This window comes from Pseudoalteromonas sp. CO325X (genome assembly GCF_004208955.1).
Taxonomy (GTDB): Bacteria; Pseudomonadota; Gammaproteobacteria; order Enterobacterales; family Alteromonadaceae; genus Pseudoalteromonas; species Pseudoalteromonas ruthenica.
Map to the genome: position 1 here is coordinate 16937 of NZ_SGPG01000001.1, position 23319 is coordinate 40255.

Annotated in this window: 27 protein-coding genes; 21 read left to right on the plus strand and 6 right to left on the minus strand. The window is 47.5% G+C overall.

All coding sequences use genetic code 11. The features are described 5' to 3' along the window. Positions 1–23 precede the first annotated feature (23 nt). The 14 genes from EXT46_RS00080 to EXT46_RS00145 all read left to right on the plus strand — a co-directional run bounded on the left by EXT46_RS00080 (position 24) and on the right by EXT46_RS00145 (position 11485). Positions 24–218 (plus strand): DUF2065 domain-containing protein, encoded by a 195-nt coding sequence (locus EXT46_RS00080; RefSeq protein ID WP_053909851.1) that lies wholly within the window; start codon positions 24–26, stop codon positions 216–218. A 114-nt stretch (positions 219–332) separates the two neighbouring features. Further along, complete coding sequence (locus EXT46_RS00085) at positions 333–1649, plus strand: adenylosuccinate synthase (protein WP_022945619.1); 1317 nt, start codon at positions 333–335, stop codon at positions 1647–1649. A 115-nt stretch (positions 1650–1764) separates the two neighbouring features. Beyond that, the gene (locus tag EXT46_RS00090) at positions 1765–2388 is read left to right on the plus strand and encodes a tetratricopeptide repeat protein (protein WP_130144444.1); all 624 of its coding nucleotides are present in this window, start codon (positions 1765–1767) and stop codon (positions 2386–2388) included. Positions 2389–2465: 77 nt separating this feature from the next. Next, positions 2466–4868, plus strand: coding sequence for a ribonuclease R (gene rnr / locus EXT46_RS00095; RefSeq protein WP_130144446.1), 2403 nt, complete (start codon positions 2466–2468; stop codon positions 4866–4868). Positions 4869–4877: 9 nt separating this feature from the next. Next, entirely contained in the window at positions 4878–5615 is a 738-nt protein-coding gene (gene rlmB / locus EXT46_RS00100; protein WP_022945622.1) for a 23S rRNA (guanosine(2251)-2'-O)-methyltransferase RlmB, read from the plus strand. Between the two features lie 235 nt (positions 5616–5850). Then, a complete protein-coding gene (rpsF, locus tag EXT46_RS00105) occupies positions 5851–6192 on the plus strand; it encodes a 30S ribosomal protein S6 (RefSeq protein ID WP_022945623.1) in 342 nt (113 codons plus the stop codon). Positions 6193–6210: 18 nt separating this feature from the next. Beyond that, a complete protein-coding gene (gene priB / locus EXT46_RS00110; RefSeq protein WP_022945624.1) occupies positions 6211–6540 on the plus strand; it encodes a primosomal replication protein N in 330 nt (109 codons plus the stop codon). An 11-nt stretch (positions 6541–6551) separates the two neighbouring features. Further along, on the plus strand, positions 6552–6779 hold the full coding sequence (gene rpsR / locus EXT46_RS00115) for a 30S ribosomal protein S18 (protein WP_022945625.1): 228 nt from the start codon (positions 6552–6554) through the stop codon (positions 6777–6779). 35 nt (positions 6780–6814) lie between these two features. Next, positions 6815–7267 carry a 50S ribosomal protein L9 gene (gene rplI / locus EXT46_RS00120; RefSeq protein WP_022945626.1) on the plus strand — a complete coding sequence of 151 codons (453 nt, stop codon included), beginning with the start codon at positions 6815–6817 and terminating at the stop codon, positions 7265–7267. A gap of 659 nt (positions 7268–7926) precedes the next feature. After that, complete coding sequence (locus tag EXT46_RS00125) at positions 7927–8352, plus strand: type IV pilin protein (protein ID WP_130144448.1); 426 nt, start codon at positions 7927–7929, stop codon at positions 8350–8352. Continuing rightward, positions 8327–8821, plus strand: a complete 495-nt coding sequence (locus tag EXT46_RS00130) for a GspH/FimT family pseudopilin (protein ID WP_240701057.1) — start codon at positions 8327–8329, stop codon at positions 8819–8821. Before EXT46_RS00125 ends, EXT46_RS00130 begins: the two co-directional genes overlap by 26 nt. Continuing rightward, entirely contained in the window at positions 8812–9222 is a 411-nt protein-coding gene (locus tag EXT46_RS00135; RefSeq protein WP_130144452.1) for a prepilin-type N-terminal cleavage/methylation domain-containing protein, read from the plus strand. The genes EXT46_RS00130 and EXT46_RS00135 overlap by 10 nt, the downstream gene beginning before the upstream one ends. Next, complete coding sequence (locus EXT46_RS00140) at positions 9219–9743, plus strand: type II secretion system protein (RefSeq protein WP_130144454.1); 525 nt, start codon at positions 9219–9221, stop codon at positions 9741–9743. Before EXT46_RS00135 ends, EXT46_RS00140 begins: the two co-directional genes overlap by 4 nt. Beyond that, complete coding sequence (locus EXT46_RS00145; protein ID WP_130144456.1) at positions 9740–11485, plus strand: hypothetical protein; 1746 nt, start codon at positions 9740–9742, stop codon at positions 11483–11485. The genes EXT46_RS00140 and EXT46_RS00145 overlap by 4 nt, the downstream gene beginning before the upstream one ends. Before the next feature lie 93 nt (positions 11486–11578). Here EXT46_RS00145 and yidD read toward each other — a convergent pair whose 3' ends face one another. Both yidD and EXT46_RS00155 read right to left on the minus strand, forming a co-directional pair. Then, positions 11579–11938 carry a membrane protein insertion efficiency factor YidD gene (yidD, locus tag EXT46_RS00150; RefSeq protein WP_130144458.1) on the minus strand — a complete coding sequence of 120 codons (360 nt, stop codon included), beginning with the start codon at positions 11936–11938 and terminating at the stop codon, positions 11579–11581. 43 nt (positions 11939–11981) lie between these two features. Beyond that, positions 11982–12449 (minus strand): hypothetical protein, encoded by a 468-nt coding sequence (locus tag EXT46_RS00155; protein WP_130144460.1) that lies wholly within the window; start codon positions 12447–12449, stop codon positions 11982–11984. A 193-nt stretch (positions 12450–12642) separates the two neighbouring features. Between EXT46_RS00155 and EXT46_RS00160 the strand changes: the two genes are divergently transcribed. The 7 genes from EXT46_RS00160 (at position 12643) to EXT46_RS00190 (ending at position 20917) form a co-directional block, all read left to right on the plus strand. Continuing rightward, positions 12643–13206, plus strand: a complete 564-nt coding sequence (locus EXT46_RS00160; RefSeq protein ID WP_130144462.1) for a sigma-70 family RNA polymerase sigma factor — start codon at positions 12643–12645, stop codon at positions 13204–13206. Continuing rightward, complete coding sequence (locus tag EXT46_RS00165) at positions 13199–13693, plus strand: hypothetical protein (protein ID WP_022945635.1); 495 nt, start codon at positions 13199–13201, stop codon at positions 13691–13693. The genes EXT46_RS00160 and EXT46_RS00165 overlap by 8 nt, the downstream gene beginning before the upstream one ends. 10 nt (positions 13694–13703) lie before the next feature. Further along, positions 13704–14657, plus strand: a complete 954-nt coding sequence (locus EXT46_RS00170) for a DUF4097 family beta strand repeat-containing protein (RefSeq protein WP_045979200.1) — start codon at positions 13704–13706, stop codon at positions 14655–14657. Between the two features lie 129 nt (positions 14658–14786). Further along, positions 14787–16166, plus strand: coding sequence for a replicative DNA helicase (gene dnaB, locus EXT46_RS00175; RefSeq protein WP_022945637.1), 1380 nt, complete (start codon positions 14787–14789; stop codon positions 16164–16166). A 5-nt stretch (positions 16167–16171) separates the two neighbouring features. After that, on the plus strand, positions 16172–17257 hold the full coding sequence (alr, locus tag EXT46_RS00180; RefSeq protein WP_130144464.1) for an alanine racemase: 1086 nt from the start codon (positions 16172–16174) through the stop codon (positions 17255–17257). A gap of 111 nt (positions 17258–17368) precedes the next feature. Next, a complete protein-coding gene (locus tag EXT46_RS00185; protein ID WP_130144466.1) occupies positions 17369–18352 on the plus strand; it encodes an FHA domain-containing protein in 984 nt (327 codons plus the stop codon). A gap of 9 nt (positions 18353–18361) precedes the next feature. Further along, entirely contained in the window at positions 18362–20917 is a 2556-nt protein-coding gene (locus EXT46_RS00190) for a serine/threonine-protein kinase (protein ID WP_130144468.1), read from the plus strand. Positions 20918–20922: 5 nt separating this feature from the next. On the opposite strand, the gene EXT46_RS00195 is transcribed toward EXT46_RS00190, so the two are convergent. The 4 genes from EXT46_RS00195 to EXT46_RS00210 form a co-directional block, all read right to left on the minus strand. After that, entirely contained in the window at positions 20923–21465 is a 543-nt protein-coding gene (locus EXT46_RS00195) for a DP-EP family protein (protein ID WP_022943880.1), read from the minus strand. Positions 21466–21846: 381 nt separating this feature from the next. Further along, the gene (locus EXT46_RS00200) at positions 21847–22284 is read right to left on the minus strand and encodes a secondary thiamine-phosphate synthase enzyme YjbQ (protein WP_130144470.1); all 438 of its coding nucleotides are present in this window, start codon (positions 22282–22284) and stop codon (positions 21847–21849) included. Then, positions 22281–22748, minus strand: coding sequence for a chemotaxis protein CheX (locus EXT46_RS00205; protein ID WP_022943882.1), 468 nt, complete (start codon positions 22746–22748; stop codon positions 22281–22283). Before EXT46_RS00205 ends, EXT46_RS00200 begins: the two co-directional genes overlap by 4 nt. A 73-nt stretch (positions 22749–22821) precedes the next feature. After that, positions 22822–23256 carry a transcriptional repressor gene (locus EXT46_RS00210; protein ID WP_022943883.1) on the minus strand — a complete coding sequence of 145 codons (435 nt, stop codon included), beginning with the start codon at positions 23254–23256 and terminating at the stop codon, positions 22822–22824. Positions 23257–23319: the final 63 nt, after the last annotated feature.

Here is a 23319-nt window from a genome sequence, read left to right on the forward strand (position 1 = left end):
TTTTTTGTCACTGAGAGAGTCTAATGAGCTGGCAATTGTTAGTAAGCGCCTTTGCGCTTATGCTTATTTTTGAAGGGCTAGGCCCAGCGCTGTTTCCAAAAAAGTGGCGTGCATACATGGCGCAGCTAGCTGGCAGTGATGAACGCACCTTGAAAGTGGTGGGTATCATCTTAATCCTCACTGGCGCGCTTCTGTTCCATCTTATTAACCTCGTCTAGCTTGCTGAGCTAGCAATGAATTTTCTATTAGCGGAAAAAATAACCAAAACGGGGTGATCTGCCCCCGGCTTTTCTGATAAAATCTGCGCCTAATTTTTTCTAAGTGAATTTGCAATGGGTAAAAACGTCGTTGTACTAGGCACCCAGTGGGGTGACGAGGGGAAAGGAAAGGTCGTAGACCTCCTTACAGATAAAGCATCTTTAGTGGTCCGTTATCAAGGTGGGCACAATGCTGGCCACACTTTGGTGATTGATGGCGAGAAAACAGTTCTACACCTGATCCCGTCGGGTGTGCTACGTGACAACGTAAAATGTGTTATCGGTAATGGCGTAGTTCTGGCCCCCGACGCATTGATGAAAGAAATTACCATGCTTGAAGAGCGTGGCGTGCCGGTGCGCGAGCGTCTGCTTATCTCTGAAGCGTGTCCGCTTATTCTGCCGTATCACGTTGAGCTTGATATGGCACGTGAAAAGGCGCGTGGCGCTAAAGCGATTGGTACCACAGGCCGTGGTATTGGTCCTGCGTATGAAGACAAGGTTGCACGCCGTGGTCTTCGTGTTGGTGACTTGTTCAACCCTGAGCAGTTTGCCAATAAGTTGCGCGAAATTCTTGAGTACCACAACTTCACTTTAGAAAACTATTACAAAGTTGAGCCAGTCGACTTCCAAAAGACGTTTGATGATGCCATGGCTGTGGCGGATATCCTGAAATCGATGGTCGTTGATGTGACTGAGCTATTGGATCAGACCCGTGAAAAAGGCGACAACATCCTGTTCGAAGGTGCACAAGGCACATTGCTGGATATCGACCACGGTACATACCCATATGTTACTTCATCTAACACCACCGCCGGTGGGGTAGCGACAGGGGCTGGTTTTGGCCCGCTGAACCTAGATTATGTGTTGGGTATTGTTAAAGCTTACACTACGCGTGTGGGTTCAGGTCCATTCCCGACAGAGCTTTATGATGGCGTTGATAAGCAAGACCCAGTAGGTAAACACCTTGGCGAAAAAGGCCATGAGTTTGGTGCTACGACCGGCCGTTTGCGCCGTACAGGTTGGTTTGATGCTGTGGCCATGCGCCGTGCGGTACAAATCAATAGCATCTCAGGCTTCTGTATGACCAAGCTGGACGTACTTGATGGCCTAGAAACTATCAAGATTTGTACTGGCTATCAGCTTGAAGACGGCACCGTTACTAACGTCACACCGCTTGCTGCTGAAGGCTACGAAAAAGTCACGCCAGTGTATGAAGAAATGCCAGGCTGGAGCGATAACACCTTCGGTGTCACTCGTGTTGAAGACTTGCCTAAAGCGGCAATCGACTATATCAAGCGTGTTGAAGAAATCACCGGTGTTCCGGTTGATATTATTTCAACCGGCCCTGATCGTGTGGAAACCATGATTGTGCGCAACCCATTTGCTGAATAAGCGTAGGGTGTGAAAAAAAAGCTGCTGCGGCAGCTTTTTTTGTGCCTGTATATACCAATTTTGGCACTGGTTTTGCTATAGATTAATGAGAGAGTTGATTCGTCAAAGGAGCGTCATGCGCCATTTGTTAACCATATTATTACTGACCAGTGTGCTAAGCACCACAGCTCATGCGGCAGAGCCGTTAGAGGCCGTACAGCTGTATACACAGGATGAGTTGGTTAAGTTGATACGTAAAAACGCTCATTTAAAGCGGGTGCAGGATGATGATTGCCAACTTGTGCAAGATATTGCCGCGCGCGCGAGTAAAATGAAGTTGCCCAGTTATCAGTTCCTCTACGGTGATATGCTCGCTTACAATGTGTGCGTTGAACGAGATGTGGACTTAGGTGTTTACTACATGCGTCAAGCCGCTGAGCAAGGCTTAGCAGAGGCGTTAGAGCAGCTGGGACGCTACTATGATATTGGCCGCTTAGTTCAGGCCGATAAAGCCATGGCTATCGTGTATTTGCGTGAAGCCGCTGCACAAGGCAACCTGCCAGCGCAAATGCGTTTGGTAAAGCTGTTTAATCAAGGCTACGGCAGTCCACGCGACTATGAAGATGCTTATCGCTGGCTGTTTCATACACAAGTTGCAGATCGCAACCTACACAAGAAAATTGGTGCGCAGTTAAGTAAATTGGCGCAAAAAATGCCCGATAGCGTGGTTGCACGGGCACGATTACCCGTTGATCAATAAAGTTTAACAGTATTTACCTGTTGCCTTTTCCCGATATGGGTTAAAATAACACCACAAGTCACCGTATAAGTTATTGAATGACCAAACAGGATCCATACCTCGATAGAGAACAGCAAAAATACGAAAACCCCGTCCCCAGCCGCGAGTTCATCCTCGACCACATTAAAAAACGCGCTAAGCCTGCTAATTTCAGCCAACTTTGTTCCGAGCTGGATGTATATGACAGTGAGCGTCAAATTGCCTTTAAGCGCCGCCTGCGCGCCATGGAGCGTGAAGGGCAGCTGCATTTCAATAAGCAAAAATGCTACGTTATTCCCGATGATAGTGGCTTAGTCAAAGGTAAGGTCATTGGCCACCGTGACGGCTTTGGTTTTTTGCAAGTCGAAGGTGAACCTAAAGACTGGTTTATTGCTCGCCACCAAATGAACACCGTGTTACATGGCGATGTGGTGTTAGCTAAAGCGGGCTCACGTGGCCAAGGTGGCAAGGTTGAAGCACGCATTGTGAAAGTACTTGAAGGCGAGCGTGCGCCAATCATTGGCCGTTACTTTGTTGAGCATGGTATGGCTGTGGTTGTGCCGGAAGACCCACGCATTACGCAAGATATCATTATTGTCCCTGGGGCAGAAAAAGGTGCGCGCCACAACCAAATGGTGCAAATTGAGATCACCCAAAACCCAAGCCGCCACATGAATGCGGTAGGCAAGGTCACAGAGGTGCTCGGTGAGCATTTAGCACCGGGTATGGAAATTGAGGTAGCACTGCGAAATCATGAAATCCCTCATCAGTGGCCACAAGAAGTTGAGGAGCAGGTGGCTCCTTTAGGCGAGCAGGTGGCAGAGCAAGACAAACAAGGGCGCGTTGACCTGCGTCATTTGCCCTTGGTCACCATTGATGGCGAAGATGCCCGAGATTTTGATGACGCTGTATTTTGTGAGCGCAAAAAGTCCGGTGGTTGGCGCCTATGGGTGGCGATTGCTGATGTCTCCCATTATGTGCAAAAAGGCTCCCCTTTAGATCAAGAAGCGATTAATCGCGGTAACTCAGTGTACTTCCCTGAGCAAGTTATTCCCATGCTCCCTAAGGTGCTATCCAATGGCTTGTGCTCACTGAATCCGAAGGTCGACCGCCTGTGTATGGTTGCGGAAATGACCGTCTCCGCAGCCGGTAAGCTCTCTGGCTATCGTTTTTATCAAGCACTGATGAACTCGCATGCCCGCCTTACCTACACCAAGGTGCACGCAATTTTAGAAGGCGATGAAAAATTGCGTGAAGAGTACGCGCCCCTAGTGGGTCATCTGCAAGACTTGCAGCAGATGTATATGGCGCTAAAAGCAGCGCGTCAAGAGCGTGGTGCCATCGAATTTGAAACCCTGGAAACACGGTTTGTGTTTAACGCGCAGCGCAAAATTGAGTCTATAGTACCCGTCGTGCGTAACGACGCCCATAAGCTTATCGAAGAATGCATGATTTTAGCGAACGTTTCAGCGGCGCGGTTACTAGAAAAGCACGAGGCCAGTGCCTTGTATCGTGTGCATGATGAACCGGACAGTGAGAAGCTTGGACACTTTCGCCAGTTCCTTGGTGAACTCGGCATAGAGAACCCCTTTGGGGATTCTCCCGAGCCAGCGGAGATTACCGCTGCCATCGACAAATTAGCCGATCGCCCAGAGTTGGGACTGATTCAAACTATGTTGCTGCGAGCGATGAAGCAAGCCGTTTATCAGCCTGACAACATTGGTCACTTTGGCTTGGCACTGCCCGCTTATGCGCACTTTACCTCGCCAATCCGCCGTTATCCCGACTTGGTCGTGCATCGCGCTATCAAGGCCATACTCAAAGCGCAAGGGCAGCAAACCAGTGGTGAGTATGAATACAACGATGATGAAGCGGATCAACTCGGTGAGCAGTGCTCAATGACCGAGCGCCGCGCCGATGATGCGACTCGTGAAGTCGCTGATTGGCTGAAGTGCGAGTATATGCAGGATCATGTTGGCATGCACTTTGGTGGGGTTATCTCGTCGGTTACTAATTTTGGCTTGTTTGTGCGCTTAGATGACCTGCAAATAGACGGCCTGGTTCATATTGCTAACCTGGGTGATGAATTTTTCCATTTCGATGGCGCTAAACATTGCCTTGTCGGTGAGCACAGTCGTACTGTGTATCGCATGGGTGATAAAATATCGGTGCAAGTGGCCTCGGTGTCTTTAGAAGAGCGCCGTATCAATCTTGCCCTGGCGCAACAAGAGCCCGATCGTTATGCTCGGCGCAAGGCGAAAAAGCCTTCGGTGCGCGATAAGCTTAAAGCGGGCGATATTCCAGGAAAAGGCAAGAAGCCAACACCCAGTGGTAAGAAAAGTGGCGGTAAAAAGAAAGCCTCTAAAGACAAAAAAGCAACAGCTGGCAAAAATGTAAAGGCTAGTAAAAGCAAGAAAAAGTCACGAGCAGGTAAAAATGCTCGTAAGAAAACGAAAAAGTAGAGAGTCCCAGTGAGTAACGAATTAATCTTTGGTTTTCATAGTGTCGAAGCCATCCTCAGCCGCGAGCCCGAGCGCTTCATTGAACTGTATGCTTTAAAAGGGCGTGATGATAAGCGTCTAAATGCGTTGATCAATCAGGCTCGGCAATTCGGTATTTCGGTGCAATTTATGCAGCGTAAAGCGCTGGATGACAAAGCCCGAGGCGAACAGCATCAAGGCATTATTGCTCGAGTTCGCCAAGGCAAACAATATAACGAGCGCGACTTAGACGCCATTATCAGCCGAGAGCAAACGCCTTTTTTATTGGTTTTAGATGGCATCACTGACCCTCACAATTTGGGGGCCTGCCTGCGTAGTGCGGACGCTGCCGGTGTGCACGCGGTTATCGTGCCTAAGGATAAGTCGGCGAAATTAAATGCGACGGTACGAAAAGTCGCTTGTGGTGCCGCCGAAGTGGTGCCGTTAGTGCAAGTCACTAACCTCGCACGGACCTTGCGCGAAATTAAAGACGCGGGGGTGTGGGTTGTCGGCACGGCAGGAGAGACCGATACCACCTTGTTTGATGCCAACCTCACCGGCCCTATCGCCATGGTCATGGGAGCTGAGGGCGATGGGATGCGCCGTTTAACGCGTGAACATTGTGATGTGCTGGTGAAAATCCCTATGGTGGGCACGGTATCTAGCCTAAATGTCTCGGTCGCGACTGGCATTAGCTTGTTTGAAGTGCTCAGACAGCGAAGCGCATAACGCCAGTTAGGCATGCACCCCCCTTGATATTGTAAGGTGTGTGCCTGGCTCCATATTCTATGTCATTACCTCACATCAATCAGGTGTAATTTGCCTGTATTCGCCTTCTTTTAAGTTGCTTAATTTGCCAACAATGCGTAGAATACGCGCTCATTTCGGCCATTTAACATTAATTCCTTGCCTTAAACCGACCGGCCGAAACGGTGGAAGGCTATATTAACCGTAAGGAATACCCATGCGTCATTACGAAATCGTATTCATGGTTCATCCAGATCAAAGTGAACAAGTTCCTGGTATGATCGAGCGTTATACTGGTTCTATCACTGAAGCTGGCGGTAAGATTCACCGTCTAGAAGACTGGGGCCGCCGTCAACTGGCTTACCCAATCGAAAAGCTTCACAAAGCACACTATGTTCTAATGAACGTTGAAGCACCAACTGAAGTAATCAACGAGCTTGAAACTTCTTTCCGCTACAACGATGCAGTGCTTCGTAACCTAGTTATGCGCACTAAAGATGCAGTAACTGAAGCTTCTCCTCTTGCAAAAGAAGAGAAAAAAGAAGCTGCTGAAGCTTAATCGTTCTGCGTGGTTGTAATGGCTGAAACGCCTAGTGAGCAAGCGCTCAATCTAGTCGAATTAGGTGGCACTGTTTGTAAGGCCCCTAAGTTCAGTCAAAGCCCGGCCGGTGTACCCCACTGTATTTTCGTGCTAGAGCACCGTTCAATACAGGTTGAAGCGCAACTAAACCGTCAAAGTTATGTGCGTATTCAGGTGGTAGCAAGTGGTTCGGAGCATCAATCAGCAACACAATATTTGCAAGTTGAGCAGTCAGTGCGAGTGCGGGGGTTTTTAAACCGCCACCAAGGCCGAAATGGCCTCAGTCAACTGGTACTGCATGCTCAGCAAATTGAAAGAATTAATTGAGGAAAATACTCATGGCACGTTACTTCAGACGTCGTAAGTTCTGCCGCTTCAAAGCGGAAGGCGTAAAACAAATCGATTATAAAGATCTAGCTACTCTTAAAAACTATGTTACCGAAAGTGGCAAAATCGTACCTAGCCGTATCACAGGTACTAGCGCTAAGTATCAGCGTCAGCTAGCAACTGCTATCAAGCGTGCTCGCTACCTAGCCCTTCTTCCATACACTGACTTACACAAGTAAGCAGCGGATTAACAGTTTTTAAAAGGTGTAGAGACATGCAAGTTATTCTACTAGACAAGATCGCAAACCTAGGTGGCCTAGGTGACCAGGTTTCTGTTAAATCTGGTTTCGCACGTAACTTCCTGTTCCCGAAAGGTAAGGCAGTTCCTGCAACTAAAGCTAACATCGAAACTTTCGAAGCACGTCGTGCTGAGCTTGAAGCGAAAATCGCTGAAGAGCTAGCTGCTGCTACAGCTCGCGCTGAGAAACTTGAAGCACTTGCAGAAGTGACGCTAGTTTCTAAAGCTGGTGACGAAGGTAAACTATTTGGTTCAATCGGTACTCGTGACATCGCTGATGCGATCTCTGCAACGGGCATCGAAGTAGCTAAATCAGAAGTTCGCCTACCTAACGGTACTATCCGTGAAACAGGTGAATTCGACGTAGCAATCCAGGTTCACGCAGAAGTGATGGCTTCTATTAAAGTGATCGTTATTGCTGAAGCTTAATCGTCGATTAGCTTTATAAAGACCGCGCTTAGGCGCGGTTTTTTTATGCCTGTCTGATGTTGACATTGCTCGTTTCTCGCAGAACTTGTGATCCTCAAGCGGCGACAGTGAAGCTGTTCTTTCTTATACCCGCTTTCAGTCCTATTCGTAGTTTCAAGCGCATTCCACAAAAAGCCTAGATCGAAAGCGCGAATCAAAAAGACTGACTTCTGTAGGTCAGGTTTCAACCTGACAGGCTCTGCCTATCTACTCGATTTCTTTCGTTTCGGCCAAAATGAACACTAATTCATTACCACGACCACCTTTAAAGGTGATAGTGGAAGGAAAGGCCTGTTTGTTTAGACGTAATTAGCATGATTACCCTGTAAAAGCATATTTAGAGTTATTGCACTAAATATTTATTGTGATATTGTATTACCAATGTCTAATTTAGGGACGATTAAGTTGAAAAGTATTAATAGCCGGAACTTTCACTTATTACCGATTACTTTATTAAGTTAATAGGTTTAATTTAAGCTTATGATTAGTAACAAAAATATTTTCAATAAAGTTTTTCATCACGATATATTGGCAGCCAATGTGCGACGATATCATAAGTTGACTTTGACAGCGTTGTCATTATATCTTAACCCAGTCTTAATAAAACTCTAGGCAAAACAATGCGCTTACAAGGAATGCGACAACGCGGTTTTACCCTGATAGAAATGATGATAGTGGTCGCTATTATCGGTATTTTGTATGCAGTGGCGATGCCAGCCTACAGCGAGTATATGGAAAGAGGTCGCCGTGCGGATATGCAGCAAAATATGCTGCAAGTTGTTGCCGTGCTTGAACGTACATATTCTCGTATGGGCGGATACCCTAGCAACTTTACCCTCCCTACATCTGATTATTACACCTTACGGTATGCGCCGCAGCCAACTATCTCTAGTAGCGGCGGCGCACATTATGATGCTAAAAAGTTTACCTTGCGGGCTATTCCCAAAGCTGCACAGAGTGATGACGAGTGTGGCACCCTGAGTATCAACGAAGTTGGTCAGCAACGCGCTAGCGGTGGTGATGACGACGATTGTTGGGGGAACTAACCCAATGTATCAAGGAAGATATTCAGCCCTAGGCTTTACTTTAGTTGAGTTAATGGTGGTACTAGCAATCATCGCTATCGCCGCCATTATCGCCGCGCCGTCGTATATACAGTTCATAAAGCAAGACCGCATTGTCAATCACGCGAACCAACTTCATAGTGTGTTTAAGTTCGCTCGCAGCGAAGCTGTTAAGCGTGAGCGAGCCATTAATTTGCGCGCTACAGCCGAACAGTGGCAAGTGATAGCCAATCCAGGTGAAGCGAATGAAGCCGTGCTAAGAGCTTTTACCAAGCAACATAGCTCGCTAACGATTGCGCTGCCTAACCGCATTGTTGCCATCACTGGTGAGCTTAACAACGCCGCTAATATATTGATCACTGACAATGATGCCAGTACCACGGACTATCGCTTATGCGTTCTACGCAGCGGCCAAAGCTGGTTAGCTGAGGAAGGTGAAGCATGCGTGTAAAAGCAATACAGTCTGGCTTTTCGTTATTAGAGATTATGGTATCGGTGGCGATTGCAGCTATTGCCTTGTTGGGGCTGGGCAGCGCACAGCTCAAGTCATTGCAGTATGCGACGAGCAGCTTCAACTACACCATGGCCATTGTACAGGCCAACAATGCTGCAGAGCGCATCTGGCCAAATTTATGCACGCTCAAGCATGGGGGTGGTTTTAACGGCAACTTCAAAAACACCACCTTGGCACCGCAAATTGATGACTACAGCATTACCTTTCCCGCTAATTTTAACGACGATTTAGCCATTGAAGTGCAATGGCCAGATAGCCGCCTTGATGATGGTCTGCAATCTAAGTTGCGCATTTTTGCTCAATATCCAACGCTCTCGGCTGCGGAGTGTGGCTTATGAAACGCGCTCATTTAGGTTTTACTTTAGTTGAGCTAATGGTTGCTTTAGCCGTAGGTAGCTTTTTAATCGCTGGTGTTGGGCTTTCTTACGCCACTATCAAAGGCACTGTAAGTGCGACTAAAGAGCTAGAAAATGCACAAGAGGTGGTTCGCTTCACTTCTCAGGTGTTCACTCGCAGTCTTAAACAAACCCCATTTGCGCCTGTGGTCAGTGCTGATGGCAGTACGCTGCGGGTTCAGCAACAGGCGGGCGTTTTATCGTGTTTGGGAACAACGCCTAGTGCTGGTTATATTGAGCAATACCGCTTGGTTGATGGGCGTATACAGTGTGATATGGGCGCTGGCGGCGAAGACATCCTGACCGGTGTGACGGCGCTCAGCTTTAGCTATGATGCGACCACTAAGCTCACCACCATTAATGTTACTCCTCAGGGATTGCCGCAGCAGTTTGGAGGCCAAGTACAAATCGATATTGCAGCGTCGCGATTAATTTTAAGTGAACTATACGGAGCAAGTTCATGAAGCAACAGCAGGGTTTCACTCTAGTCAGTGTGATGTTATTAACCGTGGTCGCTGGCGTGGTGGTATTTACTTCACTAAAAGACAGCATCGTGCAAGAGCGCCTCAGTGGCAACTTTCAGAAGAAAGTTAATGCGCGGATGATGTCTGAACGAGCCGTTTTTGCTCAGGCTGAGAAAGTGCAGCAGCAACTGCATGCAAACCCTGATGCTGATATTGATGAGCTCGTAGCGCAAACTCAGCAAGCACACAGTGGTTCCATTCATAAGGGAGACCTAAAGTATCGTGCACAACTAAATAAAAATGGGGCGGGTGAGCTGGAAATCGCTGCGTTAGGAGAGCGTTATGCTGGTGAAGCAGAGGCTAATTTAGTGGCCAGATACGCTGTTACCAGTAACGGTGGCTATGCGCCTTTTAACACCGCCATAGTTGGCTGTGATGGAGTCTTGAATTCAGCGGGTGGGAACATAGATAGCTATGATTCGCAGCAGCTTGATGGCCAGTACGATCGCGACAACGCCTCAACCCAAGCGCATGTGAAAACGATTTCACCTAATGCGGATATCGTTGTCAGTGGTGGTTCTTCCACGTGGGGTGATGTCCGTGCAACAGGAAACATCAACATTACCGGAGCAGGATTTATATCCGGGACTGTTCATGCCAATGGCGATATTGATGTCAGTGGCGGTAGCTCAGGAGATTATACGATACCGCCTGGTTTTCCTGTGAAAACGCGAATTGGCGGTGATATTTTGGCAAAAGGCAGTGTTACTTATCAGGGGCGCCATATATTAGGGGTGGTAAGAGCCGAGCAAGATGTTCATTTTACTCCCTCATTTGCTGTTAGAAATATCAACAATAATGGGTTAGCCGTTCTGTATGGTGGTAACAATACCACGGAAGAAAATAATAAAGACTCTATCGCCGGCACTAATTATAAAGGTGCGCCTTATCACCAAACTGTTACCGTTCCCGCTGTTCCTGCCAGTAATAGCGAGGATCCTAACCACGACCCTAAAGACCCAGACACCAACTGTGATCCTTACTCGTTGCCCTCTGAGTTAGCAAAACTGCAGCAAAAGTTGCCTCGTCAGGGACTCAATGTGACAGGATGGGGTAGTCATGCACAGTTCGACGACGAACAAGGCCGTGATAGTTTTGGTTCTGTCTACATGCCAACCTCAACTTCTATATTGGGGCGGCAATACGGGTCGGTATACTTTCTAGATAAGCTGACTATTGATGGAGCTGAATTGACGATTGCAAAGGGAGATGTCGTTTTTTACATTAATGGCGATTTCAATCTTACAGCCAATGGTGACAGCGCGCTAAATATCAATGAAGATGCAAGTTTGACGTTATTTGTTCAAGGTAAAAGTCAAATTCAGCAACCCGTTAACGTGCTCAAGAAAACACTTAATAGCAACAAGCTACCGCCTTTCAGTCTGTATTCTGGGTATCAAGATAACTCCACAGAAACCCAATGCGGGGGCGACTTTGGTGTTGGGCTATCGGGCACGGGACAAATGTACGGAACTATTTATGCACCCTATAGCAATGTAAAGTTTGGTGCCAGTGGTGAGCTGTACGGGGCCATTCGGGGGAAAAGGGTCAGTGTATGTGGTGATGGTGATATTCATTACGACACCGCGCTGAAAAAGTCACAAGGTGGAAATTTAGGCGGTCAGCGCCGGGTGATATTCCTTGGCTGGCAGTATAAAACCCCGAAGGAGCTATCACCTTAGCGAGTTTAACTATCCCTACTACCAATCTCAGCCCCTATAAAGGGGCTTTTTAGCGCATTGCACCTATGCGCAAGGTAAAGCCAGTATTTGCATCTAAGGCCAACAACTGCAAGGTAGCTCGGCTAAGTCGCAATGCTTACCTTTGCCGGCACAGCTGGCTGCGTCACATGCTGCGGATGGGTCGCAGCAGTCATGGCGGTTTTCTTTCTTTTTGCGTTTGTTGCTATCTTCTTGAGCGTTGAGTTGCAGTGTGGCGTGAGCCAATTTACAGGCATGCAATCGTGCTTTGATATTGGCATAACCATGAAAAAAGCCGTGTTGCTTTACTATGGCAAGGACAGCGTTAGAGCAAGATGCACCTTTATGTAAGCACGCATGGGCACAACGAAATCCCTTGTAAGGGGAGACAAAGCGTTGATATAGACGTATCACTATGATTGCTATGTTATTCAAATGTAGGCCTTTATAAGTTTTCCCGTTGAGCGTTTGCCATAAATTAATCCTGAGAGGGCTTTTTAAAGCGCATCGACAAAGCCATAGCCGTGCCGGTGACAATACCCATGCCGATAGCGCCAGGTAGCCCCATCGCCACTAAAATCGGTATGAATAGCAGGCGATGCACGAACACCAAAGGCACCACGGCAATAGCCATAGCAACATAGTTCATGCGAACCTCGAAGTGCGCGCCGCAGTGCGGGCATGTTTTGGTTTTCCCCCAAGAGTTTGCCGCTTTAGAGAAAAAGTTAATGGACTTAAGGCAAGACGGGCATTTAAAAAACTGCCCATTATCTGAGTGCTCAGTGTTAGCTTGTTTAGCGGCAGTATGTCGTGCGCGTTTGATTTGTAGCTCTTGCTTAATCGCTTGCACTCTTTGCGGGTAGGCCTCGCTGTCCACGTGCCTTAATGCGTCTTCAAGTTCGTCTATTGAATAGCTTGCATAGTTAGGCTGTATTTCGTCTATCATCCTTGAATCTCCGTTATTGCTGCGTATTCCTTGCACCACAAGGTTATCCTATACGCCTTAAAAATCCAATCTCCTTGCACTTTCTGTGCACGCTAAAAAATAAATAAAAAATTTAAAACCCATTTAAACCCTTTGTACTTTAGTGCGCGTCTAATACATTAACAAAGCGAATAACAACAACAGGATATATCGCATGCAGGGTCATGCCGCAGAGGCAAGGGCAACCGCACCACCGCCGCCAAGCGAGGCAGAACTGATACAACAGGTGAAAAAGGGCAATCAGCAGGCCTTTGCACAGCTGTATCAGCAGCATATTAAGCGAGTCTATGCCTTGTGTTTGCGTTTGGCGGCTGACACCACTCAGGCGGAGGATGTGAGCCAAGAGGTATTTGTGCAGTTGTGGCAAAAAATACACAGCTTTGATGGCAAAGCACAATTTAGTACTTGGTTGCACCGCGTAACCAGCAATATTGCCATTAGCCATTTACGCAAACAAAAAAACTGGCTGCAACGCGTCGTGAGCAGTGAAGAGCAGGGCATGGAGCATGAACAAGTGGCTCAATGCCATGAGCTTAACGGTCTTGATAAACTCATAGTGCGGCTGCCTGAGCGGGCACGACAAGTTTTTGTTCTGCACGCAGTAGAGGGCTATCGCCATGAAGAGATAGCCAGGATTATGAATATGGCGGTGGGGTCTTCAAAGTCACAATACCATCGCGCCCGAGGGCTGTTAAAGGAGTGGTACGAGCATGAGTAAACCTGATTTTGAGCAGTTTCTAAACCAGCAACTGCAACAACAGCAAAAAGAGATCAGCCCGGAGCGCGATCTTTGGCCCGGTATTGAGCAGGGGATTAATGCGCACACGCATACAGCTGATAAAAGCTGGTTTAAACCAGCTTTGGGTAGTGCCGCTGCTGCCATTTTAGTCGCCGTAATCGGGCTCAATTTACCAAGCCAACAAGGCTCGCAACCGAGTAACCAATTCGCAGTGATAAGCGATGTATTCGAGCAGCAAAAGCAGAGCCTACTGGTGCAGTATCAAGCACAACCGGCGCTGACCGATAATTGGCAACAGCAATTACAAGAGCTCGAGCAAGCGGAGCAAGCAATCAAAACCGCGCTTGAAGAACAACCTAACAACCGCGCTTTGCTTAATATGCTCGCGCAGGTTTATCAACAACAACTGAATTTAATTAACAACGTACACCAGCCCAAGCAGGGCGCAGTATTACAGCGTATTTAGGAGCATAACAATGAAAGCAATTATATATACATTAGCGCTAGCCCCGGTTTTGGCCTTCGCTGGCGAAAAAATTGATGAGCAACTCGACGTGCCAAAGGATGGCCGTATTTATATCGATAACCAACGTGGCGAAGTCATTATCAAAGGTTGGGATAAAAACACTTTTAAAGTGACCGGCGAGCTGGATGACAAAGCCGAGGGCTATACCCTTGAGAACCGTGGTCAGCGTACTGATTTTATTGTTGATATGCCCAAACGCTACAATCAAGGTTGGGGGCATAATAATGATAATGACGAGGGGTCTAAGTTAACCATATACATGCCCCATGCCAGTGCCTTAGTGATGGAAGGGGTGAGCGTTGATGTGATGGTCAGTGAACTGCACAATGATACCCGTGTGGAAACGGTGAATGGCGATATTGACGCCAAGCAGTTACAGGGCAAGTTGAATTTAGAGACCGTCAATGGCGATATTGATGGCGTAAACCTGGCCGGAGAGATCCGTTATCAAACCGTCAATGGTGATATCAACGACCTTGATTCACAAGGACAATTACAAATGACCTTAGTCAATGGCGACGTGGAATCGAGCACCCGTGCTGAAGATATCCGCTTTGAAAACGTCAACGGTGATCTACAGCTCAATGCCCAAGCCCTAGGTAGCTTAAAAATTAATACCGTCAATGGCGAGCTTGAGGTCCGTGTGGCGAAGCTTCATGCCGACGGGCAAATCCGCGCCGAGAGCGTCAGTGGTGATTTAGATCTCTACCTACCGAGCGATCTGTCAGCACGGTTTGATTTAGAAGCCCATGCTGGCGGCGATATTCGCAACGAACTGAGCGATGATAAAGCCGTGGAAGCCAAGTATGGTACGGGTGAAAGCCTGCACTTCACACTAGGCCAAGGCGAAGCCGAAGTGCAAGTAACCACCATTAGTGGCAACACCCACCTACGTAAAAACTAACCCAACCTCGGCGAGCCCTTAGGGCTCGCTATTTTTCTTGTTTACCAGTGAGCAAAAAAGCGAAGCAGTTGTTGCACTGCGATGCCAAGCCGATAAAATAAAGCCATTCACCCCGCCTTTTGAGTATGTATGGCAAAAATAGATAAACAGGTTGATAGCCTAAAAGTTCCTCCCCACTCCATTGAAGCCGAGCAATCCGTGCTTGGTGGGTTAATGCTCGATAACGAGGCCTTTGACCGTGTTGCTGAGTTGGTCGTGGCTCAGGACTTTTATACGCGTACCCACAGACTGATTTTTGAGGCTATGGAGCGCTTGGTTGAAGACAGCCAGCCTATCGATCTGATCACTATTTCCGAGTCGTTAGAGAAAAACAATCAACTCGACAGTGTGGGTGGCTTTGCTTACCTCGGTGAAATAGCTAAAAACACTCCCAGTGCCGCTAACATTAGCGCTTATGCTGCTATTGTGCGTGAGCGGGCGGTGATCCGCGAAATGATTGGTGTTGCCAATGAAATTGCCGAAGCCGGGTTTAACCCCGAAGGGCGCGGCAGCCATGATTTGCTCGACTTTGCAGAGAGCAAGGTATTCAAAATTGCTGAACAGCGCACTAAAAGCACTGAAGGGCCGCAAAATATCCACACTATCCTAGAAAAGACCGTGGATAAAATTGAAGAGCTTTACCAGTCGCCACAAGACGGGGTTACGGGAGTCAGTACCGGTTACTCTGACCTTGATCAGATGACTGCGGGTTTGCAGCCCTCGGACTTAGTCATTGTTGCAGCGCGCCCATCCATGGGTAAAACCACGTTTGCCATGAACTTGGCCGAACATGCAGCGATGACCCAAGATAAGCCGGTGCTTATTTACTCGTTGGAGATGCCCTCAGAGCAAATCATGATGCGTATGCTCGCCTCGCTCGGGCGCATAAACCAAACCAAGGTGAGAACGGGCCAGCTGGACGACGAGGATTGGGCACGCTTGTCCTCAACCATGGGCTTGTTGATTGAAAAAGGCAAAATGTACATTGATGATGCCTCGGGCCTAACTCCTACCGATGTGCGCTCACGCGCGCGGCGAATTGCCCGCGACCACGGTGGCATTAGCATGATCATGGTCGACTACCTGCAATTAATGCGGGTACCAAGCTTATCGGACAACCGAACCTTAGAAATTGCCGAAATATCGCGCTCATTAAAAGCACTGGCGAAGGAACTCGAGTGTCCTGTTGTGGCGCTTTCGCAGTTGAACCGGACACTTGAACAACGTGCTGATAAGCGCCCCGTTAACTCGGATTTGCGTGAATCGGGGTCAATTGAGCAGGACGCCGACTTAATCATGTTTATCTACCGCGATGAGGTGTACAACGAAGACAGTCCAGATAAAGGTACTGCAGAGATTATCCTTGGTAAGCAGCGGAATGGTCCTATTGGTAAGGTCAGGTTAACCTTCCAAGGGCAATACTCACGCTTTGATAATTACGCTGGCCCGGCGATGGACGACGAGTATTAACCACTATGGCGTTGGCAACCGCAACCATTGATTTTTGTGCCCTGCGCGCTAATTTAGCGCGCGTTAAAAGCCTTGCCCCTGATAGCCAAGTAATGGCCGTGCTTAAAGCTAATGCCTATGGCCATGGCTTAGTGCCTATTGCGCAACAGCTCGCCGATGCCGATGCCTTTGCCGTTGCTCGCATTGAAGAGGCTCTGGCCTTGCGCACCGGTGGCATTACTAAGCCCATCGTGCTGCTGGAAGGTTTTTTTAAAGCCAGCGATATCGAAATTATGCTGGCCAATAACTTCCAAACAGTGGTGCATGACGAATACCAGCTTGAAGCCCTAGAGCAAGCCCAGTTAGCAGGGGCCATTAAAGTATGGTTAAAAGTAGACACCGGCATGCATCGTTTGGGCATAAACCCAGACAGCATCAATACCTTCTATCGCCGCTTAAAAGATTGCCCATATGTACAAGATGAAGTAAATCTAATGACTCACTTTGCTTGTGCAGATGACAATCAGGATGCCTACAATGAGACCCAGCTACAGTTATTTCAAACCTTAGTAGCCGATAAACCTGAGCCGCTGTGTTTGGCGAATTCTGCCGCCATCATTAATTATCCGCAAAGTCACGGTGATTGGGTACGCCCGGGGTTGATGATGTACGGTGTTTCGCCCGTGAAAAATACTTTTTCTGCGCAACTTCAGCTGACCCCCGTGATGACCCTCAGTAGCGAAGTGATTGCCGTGCGTCCGATACGCCAGGGCGAGCCGGTGGGGTATGGCGGACATTGGCGAGCCGACAAAGATACCTACCTGGCGGTGGTGGCCATTGGCTATGGAGACGGCTATCCGCGTCATGCTCAAAGCGGCACACCTGTGCTTATAAACGCGCAGCGTTACCCGTTGGTTGGGCGTGTGTCTATGGATATGATCACCGTTGATATTGGCCCAGACCCCAGCGCTGTTGCAGTAGGTGATGAGGCCATTATGTGGGGACGCGAGTTAGCCATTGAAGAAATTGCCGCCTGCGCCGACACCATCGCTTATGAACTTCTATGCAATATTACCCCGCGCGTTAGTTATCAATATATCGCATCAAGCTGATACTATTCCCACAATTGTTAAGCAGCTGTTTATTTTTGTTCGAAAAAAGCAGAGAATAAGCCACTCATCCCTTATAATAATAATTAGGTACAAAAGGCGCTTGGAGCGATTATGGCTTACCTTATCGAAGCGGATACGGACAATGTGATCTATTTGCACGCCCACCATAGCTTTGGGCGTTTTCAGTACAGTGTAGACACGCTGATCAGCGATCCTAGCGTGTCGAAAATTCATACCATCATTGAATGGCAGGGGAATGAATGGCAGGTTCGTGACCTCAGCCGTAACGGCACTTGGCTTAATAGCAAACGCTTAGATAAAGATCACAGCCAAACGCTTAAGCTTCATGATGTGATTGCTCTGCCAGGAAATGATGGCAAGCAATTCAAAGTTGCGAATTTAGATAAGCCGCAAGACTTATTGATCGTCCTTGATGAATACGCCAAGCCTACTTCGGAGTTTATTTGCCTAGCAAATTACAACCTTATCCCTGAAGAGTCCCCAGAAATAGCCGTATTTAACCAACGTGAGAGTGGTTTTTGGTGCTTAGAGCACCTGGATGGGCCGATGCTTGATCACACTATTTTAATAGAGAACGATCAGCTCAGTGATAGCCAGCGAAGCTATCAATTGCATTTAAGCCATTTGGAAGAAGCCACAGCGCTGCGTGATGTAAGCAATACCCAGTTAGCCGACTTAAACTTTATTTTTCACCTTACCCTAGATGAAGAATCTGCAGAGCTTACGGTCAGAGGCCCAGGTGAGGAAATTGATTTGCATGAGCGTTGCCATCATTATCTAACGTTAAATTTGGCCCGTTACAAGGCTCAAGATGCCGCCAACGGCGTACATGAGCTCAGTCAAGGTTGGGTCGAAACTGAAGTGATAGCCCGCGATTTGGGTATCGATTCTCGCTATCTAAACATTCAAATTCACCGCGCCCGTAAGCAATTTAGCGATGCCCTTGCGCATATAGAGGATGCCGATAGTATCATCGAGCGTAAACTACGTAAGGTGCGCTTTAGCGCCAGTAATTTCGAAATATATAAAGGCCACCAACTCGAAGAGTCGGTTAAATGCGCATCCTCCAACTAGGTAAACTCTATGCGCACGCTTGCTCATTATGAATTGAATAAAGTGGTGTACCAGGGCGGTATGGGCACCATCTACGAAGCTTTTGATACTAAACTAGAACGTACCGTGGCACTCAAGGTGCTTAATACTAGCGGTGGTAGTGAATTAGACGAAGATGCCCTTAGTGAAGCGCGCTTTCTGGCACGCTTAAATCACCCCAATATTATTCAAGTATTTGACTGTGGCCAAAGCGATGGCCAGCAGTACTTAGTGATGGAGTTTTGTCGCGGTAAAAACCTGCTGCAATACCAGAAGCAGCATGTGTTAACGCTTGAACAAAAGCTGGCTATGCTGGTGGATATTGCTAAGGGTTTAGAGCACGCGCATCGCAACAGCATTATTCACCGTGACTTGAAACCGAGCAATATCTTGATTAGTGAAGCTGGGCAAGTCAAAGTGGCTGATTTTGGTATTGCTGGCTTCGTGGGCGGTAACAGCCATGTTAGTCAAAGCGTAGGCACCAAGGGCTATATGTCGCCTGAGCAGTTGCAAGGGCAAGCACTCAGTCACCACAGCGATTGGTTCTCGTTTGCCGTTGTTGCAATTGAATTACTAACAGGCGAGCACCCCTTTGCTGGACAAGGTGGCCAAGATATCAGCGCGGCAATATTGCAAGGACAACATTTAGATCTTAGCACCACGCAATTACCGCAGCAGTTGCAAGCACTATTAGGCCAAGCGCTGAGTGTAAAACCTGCGGCGCGCTTAAATCTGCGCCGAGACCCTTTTAGCAAACAGCTTGAGCAGTTACTGCAACAACGAGTTCAAGCCGCTATTCTAGAGCAGCAAACAGAACCGGTTACACCATCAAATACCACGCAGAAAAGCGCACCATTAAGAGTAAAGAAGTTGCGCTGGCGTTACCTTGTGATGGCCTTTGTCTGTGCGGCAGTGTTGGTGGGAGGCTACTTGCTACGCCCTTATCTGTTACACCAGCCTGTGGTCGCGATTCTACCCACTCAGATCTATAAACTACCTGATGAATTTAAGCATTATGAAAGCGCTTTGAAAGGCTCGGTACAAAGTGCTATGTGGCAGCAGTTGCTCCAGCAAGACCAGCAATTAGTTAGCCGTGCAGAAATGAATATGTTGGCGCAAGGCCAAGACAGTGATCAATTTAGAGACCCTAAAAGCTACTTTCAGAGGCTGGCCGACTACACCGGCGCCGATACCCTGATTAGCAGCTCGTTGGATTGTCAGCAACGCCACTGTAGCGTTGAAATAAGTACACTACGTGCTCCCAACTGGCAAGTGCAGGAGAGTATGCAGTGGCAGACAGATATTGCAGGCACAACTAATTTACATGACGTGGCGAAATACAATACTGCACGCCTTATTTCCCCGGGCATTGATAGTGAAGAGTATCGCTCGCTATCGACAATGAAAAGTAACAGCCCATTATTTGAGATGTATACGTTGTTTTATGTCGACAACGTAGCAACGCCGGAGATGTTTGAGAAAAGTCTGGCGACGGTCAAAGAGAGTGCAACCAGTGTCGAGGGTTATAACCTTCTACGTGAAATTGCGCTGCAGCTGTATCACTCAACCCATGAAAAAACTTATCTTAAGCAGGCAATTTCAGCAATCCATAATGCCCCAGGTGAATTTAAAAAGTTGTCCAGCTACTACAAAAGCTTAGTGCTGCTCAATATAGAGCTGGGGCAAATAGAAGAGGCCAAGCATGCTTTGGATATGTTAACCAAGGTGAGTCATGACCAAGCTGCTATTTTGAATTTGGAGGCTTCAATTCTGCTTGCTGAGGGTGAAGATAAACAGGCCAGAGATAAGTTAGAAGTAGCGTTGAGCTTGAGACCCAATTTGCGGTTACAAAGGAAGCTTGCGCTCGTTTTGTATTGGCTGGGTGATTTTCAGTCAGCGAAAAACTTGCTCGCTGATTTAGTTGAAAAAGTCCCTAGTGATAGAAGAACTCACCAGTACCTAGCTGATATTGCTTTAATTGAAGGTGACTTCACCTCTGCGATAGAAAGCTACAGCAAAACACTCAATGAGAATAGTGACAGCATTGATTTATCAAACCTCTCTATCGCCTACATGATGGTGCAGAACTACCCTATGGCGGAAAAGTTTGCCAAGCAAGCGCTTTTGAGCTCACCGAAAAACACCGGGATGATGCTCAATATGGCAGACATAAATATGCTCAACGGTAAGCTTGTGGAATCAAAAGAGCTGTATGAGCGCCTGTTACAGCTAAATAACGGGCGTGAATCAGCCTTGGCGTGGTCTGAAAATGCGCAGGCCTATGCTCAATTGGGTGACAACGAGCAAGCCATTAAGTCACTGAAGCATAGTTTCAAATTGGCAGAGGATAAATCAGAGTTAAGTTATACAGCGGCATTAGTGCATGCACTGGGCGGAGACTTTAACTCCAGTCTTTACTATGTGGAAGAGGCTTTAAAAAGTGGTTACCACCAAAACTGGTTTTTACAGCCTTGGTTTAAACCACTTTGCGATTTTGAAAAGTTTAGAGCGATGGTCGGCTCCCACTCTCAGCTCTGTGTAAACTGAGTTAATTAATCTTCATCTGGACGGCGAACTATCACGCGAGGGTCTTGCGACATATAGTATTTACCGTTCGCGGTGTTCTTCGCAGTAAAGCGGAAACCGATACTCAATGGCTCAGCAGTACTCGAAGGGGCAACTTCAATAACTTGATCAAGAGGGCTGTCGTCTGCTTTACCATAACAAAACGTGGTATCTACTTGATGAACCTTAAGAGTCAGCTGCTTCTTATCGGCACTGATAGACGAGTCGACATTGTAGTTGCAGTTGCTGTAGTTTTTAATGTATTCCACACCGTTACCAAAAAACTCCCAATCATTGTCACTGATGGTGACAACTAATTCAGCATGTTGAGTCGGTTGCAAATCTGCATGAGCTGGGTTGTTAGTGAATAGAATAGGGTAGTCTTGGCCGTTGATATTCTGCTTACTGCCATTAACTACAACATATGTTTGCCAAGGCTCGTTAACGCTTGGGATCAGCTCTAGTTGCTCTTGGACCGAAACATTACCAGGCTCACAGGGGACTTGGATTTCAGGGGCTTGTTCAGACATGATCATTTCCTTATTAAGATAATGGACCGTTTTTGATTACTTTATCTGGGAATGGCTATAACTATAGCGTGTAAGTGAGGAAAGTATAGTTTTTGTAATCGCTTGTAAGGCAACAACTTATTGGGGCAATGAAAGCCGCATGCTGCATACGGTCCAAGGCGTTATCGTTCTTAAGTACTGAGTGACTTTTATTTTCAGCGCTGTTACAGCGGCGCATATTCCTAGTTGCGATTATGGGCTCAGGATGAAGAGCTATTACTGGGGGAGCCTTGGCGTTTTTCTTTGCTGCACAGTGGCAGGTCCACACCGCTTTATGTCATGCCAACCTTGGCTAAAGTCTGCGCCCAATGCATATCAGTGTAGATAGCGTGAAAAATAAGGCTATTTAGAGGCCATTAGCTGTCCCTGCAAGGTGGCAACAATACGACGAGAGCCACCTTGGTCGCGGTGCTCACCAAGGTAAATACCTTGCCATGTGCCTAACTGCAGCTGGCCATGGCTAATTGGCAAGGTGAGTTCACACCCTAAAGTACTGGCTTTAATGTGCGCGGGCATATCATCATCGCCTTCGTAGGTGTGGCGATAAAAAGGTTGGCGCTCGGGGGCGGCCCAATTAAAGTGCGCTTCCATATCTTGGCGCACAGTGGGATCGGCGTTTTCGTTAATGCTCAAACTTGCAGAGGTGTGTTGCAGCATTAAATGCAGCAGGCCAACCTGATAATCTTGAATTTGCGGCAGCGCGCGCAGAATCTCCTCATCAATCAGATGAAAGCCCCGGCGCTTTGCGCTTAAAGTAATGCTGTGTTGTTGCCAACTCATAAGGTGTCGAAGCTGATCTCGATGTGGGCATTGCCATCACCTGAGGTGAAAGGCATGATAATTGTGGTTCCTTCGCATTTGTGGGTAATGGTGTGGCCAGTGCCTGATACCACTGCTGGAGTCGCCATATCAAAGTCGTAGCCTTTTTCACCCAATAAGTTCTTGGCGCCACCGGTAACCATATTGGTGATTTCGCCAACCATGTCGGTCACTTCTTCATTAATGGCACTGGGGCGCTCGCCTAGCATACGTTCCATGATGGTAAGCGCTAGGCTTTCATCGAAAGTGATAGAGAGTGAGCCCTTTGTTTGTGGGCCGACCATACCGATTAACCCTGACACATCGCCCGCCGCGACCTCGTCCTTTTTAACGCGAGGTTTACCCGGTTTTAGTTCGGTTTGTGCCATCGTGGCCAACACATTGACCAAAGAAGAAAGAAAAGGGTTAATAAACTCGACGTTCATTGTCCATACCTTTGTTCGCAGAAGGTGAATTTTGCTGTTCTTGCAGCACGTGTTTTACCCTAGCAAGTTGTTACTAAGATTGACAGCGTTTACAAATGCCATGCGCTTCAATAGTTTGCGAGCTTACACTAAAGCCGCTTTGTGAGGCGAGCTCACTTAACTCATGCGACAGCACGCTCGAGTGCAGCTCGTCTACATGACCGCATTGATCGCAGATAAGCAACTGCACCGGATGAATTGAATCAAAATGGTGGCACAACATAAACGCATTGGTGCTTTCTATTTTATGAATAAAGCCTTGTTCAGCTAAAAAGTCCAGTGCGCGATATACCGTCGCAGGTTTTGCGCTGGTTTCTGTCACTTTTAATTGCTCTAATAAGTCATACGCACCAACACCGCTTTTAGTGCTGGCAAGTAAACGGAATACTTTTTCACGGATGGGAGTAAAGCGGGCGCCTTTGCTGTCGCACATTCTTTTAGCTTTACTGACAAGCGCATCTACATTCATAGCTAACCTTCGTTCATCTTAACGCCACCTATACTAGCATACTATGACGCATAAAAATTACTA

Excerpts from the sequence above, each read along its gene's own strand:
- EXT46_RS00165 (WP_022945635.1), top strand. The coding sequence starts at position 13,199 with ATGAGTAAACCTGATTTTGAGCAGTTTCTAAACCAGCAACTGCAACAA.
- rplI (WP_022945626.1), top strand. The coding sequence starts at position 6,815 with ATGCAAGTTATTCTACTAGACAAGATCGCAAACCTAGGTGGCCTAGGT.
- rpsR (WP_022945625.1), top strand. The coding sequence starts at position 6,552 with ATGGCACGTTACTTCAGACGTCGTAAGTTCTGCCGCTTCAAAGCGGAA.
- rnr (WP_130144446.1), top strand. The coding sequence starts at position 2,466 with ATGACCAAACAGGATCCATACCTCGATAGAGAACAGCAAAAATACGAA.
- EXT46_RS00170 (WP_045979200.1), top strand. The coding sequence starts at position 13,704 with ATGAAAGCAATTATATATACATTAGCGCTAGCCCCGGTTTTGGCCTTC.
- EXT46_RS00200 (WP_130144470.1), bottom strand. The coding sequence starts at position 22,284 with ATGAGTTGGCAACAACACAGCATTACTTTAAGCGCAAAGCGCCGGGGC.
- EXT46_RS00190 (WP_130144468.1), top strand. The coding sequence starts at position 18,362 with ATGCGCACGCTTGCTCATTATGAATTGAATAAAGTGGTGTACCAGGGC.
- EXT46_RS00160 (WP_130144462.1), top strand. The coding sequence starts at position 12,643 with ATGCAGGGTCATGCCGCAGAGGCAAGGGCAACCGCACCACCGCCGCCA.
- EXT46_RS00195 (WP_022943880.1), bottom strand. The coding sequence starts at position 21,465 with ATGTCTGAACAAGCCCCTGAAATCCAAGTCCCCTGTGAGCCTGGTAAT.
- EXT46_RS00080 (WP_053909851.1), top strand. The coding sequence starts at position 24 with ATGAGCTGGCAATTGTTAGTAAGCGCCTTTGCGCTTATGCTTATTTTT.
- EXT46_RS00085 (WP_022945619.1), top strand. The coding sequence starts at position 333 with ATGGGTAAAAACGTCGTTGTACTAGGCACCCAGTGGGGTGACGAGGGG.
- EXT46_RS00210 (WP_022943883.1), bottom strand. The coding sequence starts at position 23,256 with ATGAATGTAGATGCGCTTGTCAGTAAAGCTAAAAGAATGTGCGACAGC.
- alr (WP_130144464.1), top strand. The coding sequence starts at position 16,172 with ATGGCGTTGGCAACCGCAACCATTGATTTTTGTGCCCTGCGCGCTAAT.
- EXT46_RS00135 (WP_130144452.1), top strand. The coding sequence starts at position 8,812 with ATGCGTGTAAAAGCAATACAGTCTGGCTTTTCGTTATTAGAGATTATG.
- EXT46_RS00185 (WP_130144466.1), top strand. The coding sequence starts at position 17,369 with ATGGCTTACCTTATCGAAGCGGATACGGACAATGTGATCTATTTGCAC.
- rpsF (WP_022945623.1), top strand. The coding sequence starts at position 5,851 with ATGCGTCATTACGAAATCGTATTCATGGTTCATCCAGATCAAAGTGAA.
- EXT46_RS00140 (WP_130144454.1), top strand. The coding sequence starts at position 9,219 with ATGAAACGCGCTCATTTAGGTTTTACTTTAGTTGAGCTAATGGTTGCT.
- EXT46_RS00125 (WP_130144448.1), top strand. The coding sequence starts at position 7,927 with ATGCGCTTACAAGGAATGCGACAACGCGGTTTTACCCTGATAGAAATG.
- dnaB (WP_022945637.1), top strand. The coding sequence starts at position 14,787 with ATGGCAAAAATAGATAAACAGGTTGATAGCCTAAAAGTTCCTCCCCAC.
- EXT46_RS00130 (WP_240701057.1), top strand. The coding sequence starts at position 8,327 with ATGACGACGATTGTTGGGGGAACTAACCCAATGTATCAAGGAAGATAT.
- priB (WP_022945624.1), top strand. The coding sequence starts at position 6,211 with ATGGCTGAAACGCCTAGTGAGCAAGCGCTCAATCTAGTCGAATTAGGT.
- EXT46_RS00205 (WP_022943882.1), bottom strand. The coding sequence starts at position 22,748 with ATGAACGTCGAGTTTATTAACCCTTTTCTTTCTTCTTTGGTCAATGTG.
- EXT46_RS00090 (WP_130144444.1), top strand. The coding sequence starts at position 1,765 with ATGCGCCATTTGTTAACCATATTATTACTGACCAGTGTGCTAAGCACC.
- EXT46_RS00155 (WP_130144460.1), bottom strand. The coding sequence starts at position 12,449 with ATGATAGACGAAATACAGCCTAACTATGCAAGCTATTCAATAGACGAA.
- EXT46_RS00145 (WP_130144456.1), top strand. The coding sequence starts at position 9,740 with ATGAAGCAACAGCAGGGTTTCACTCTAGTCAGTGTGATGTTATTAACC.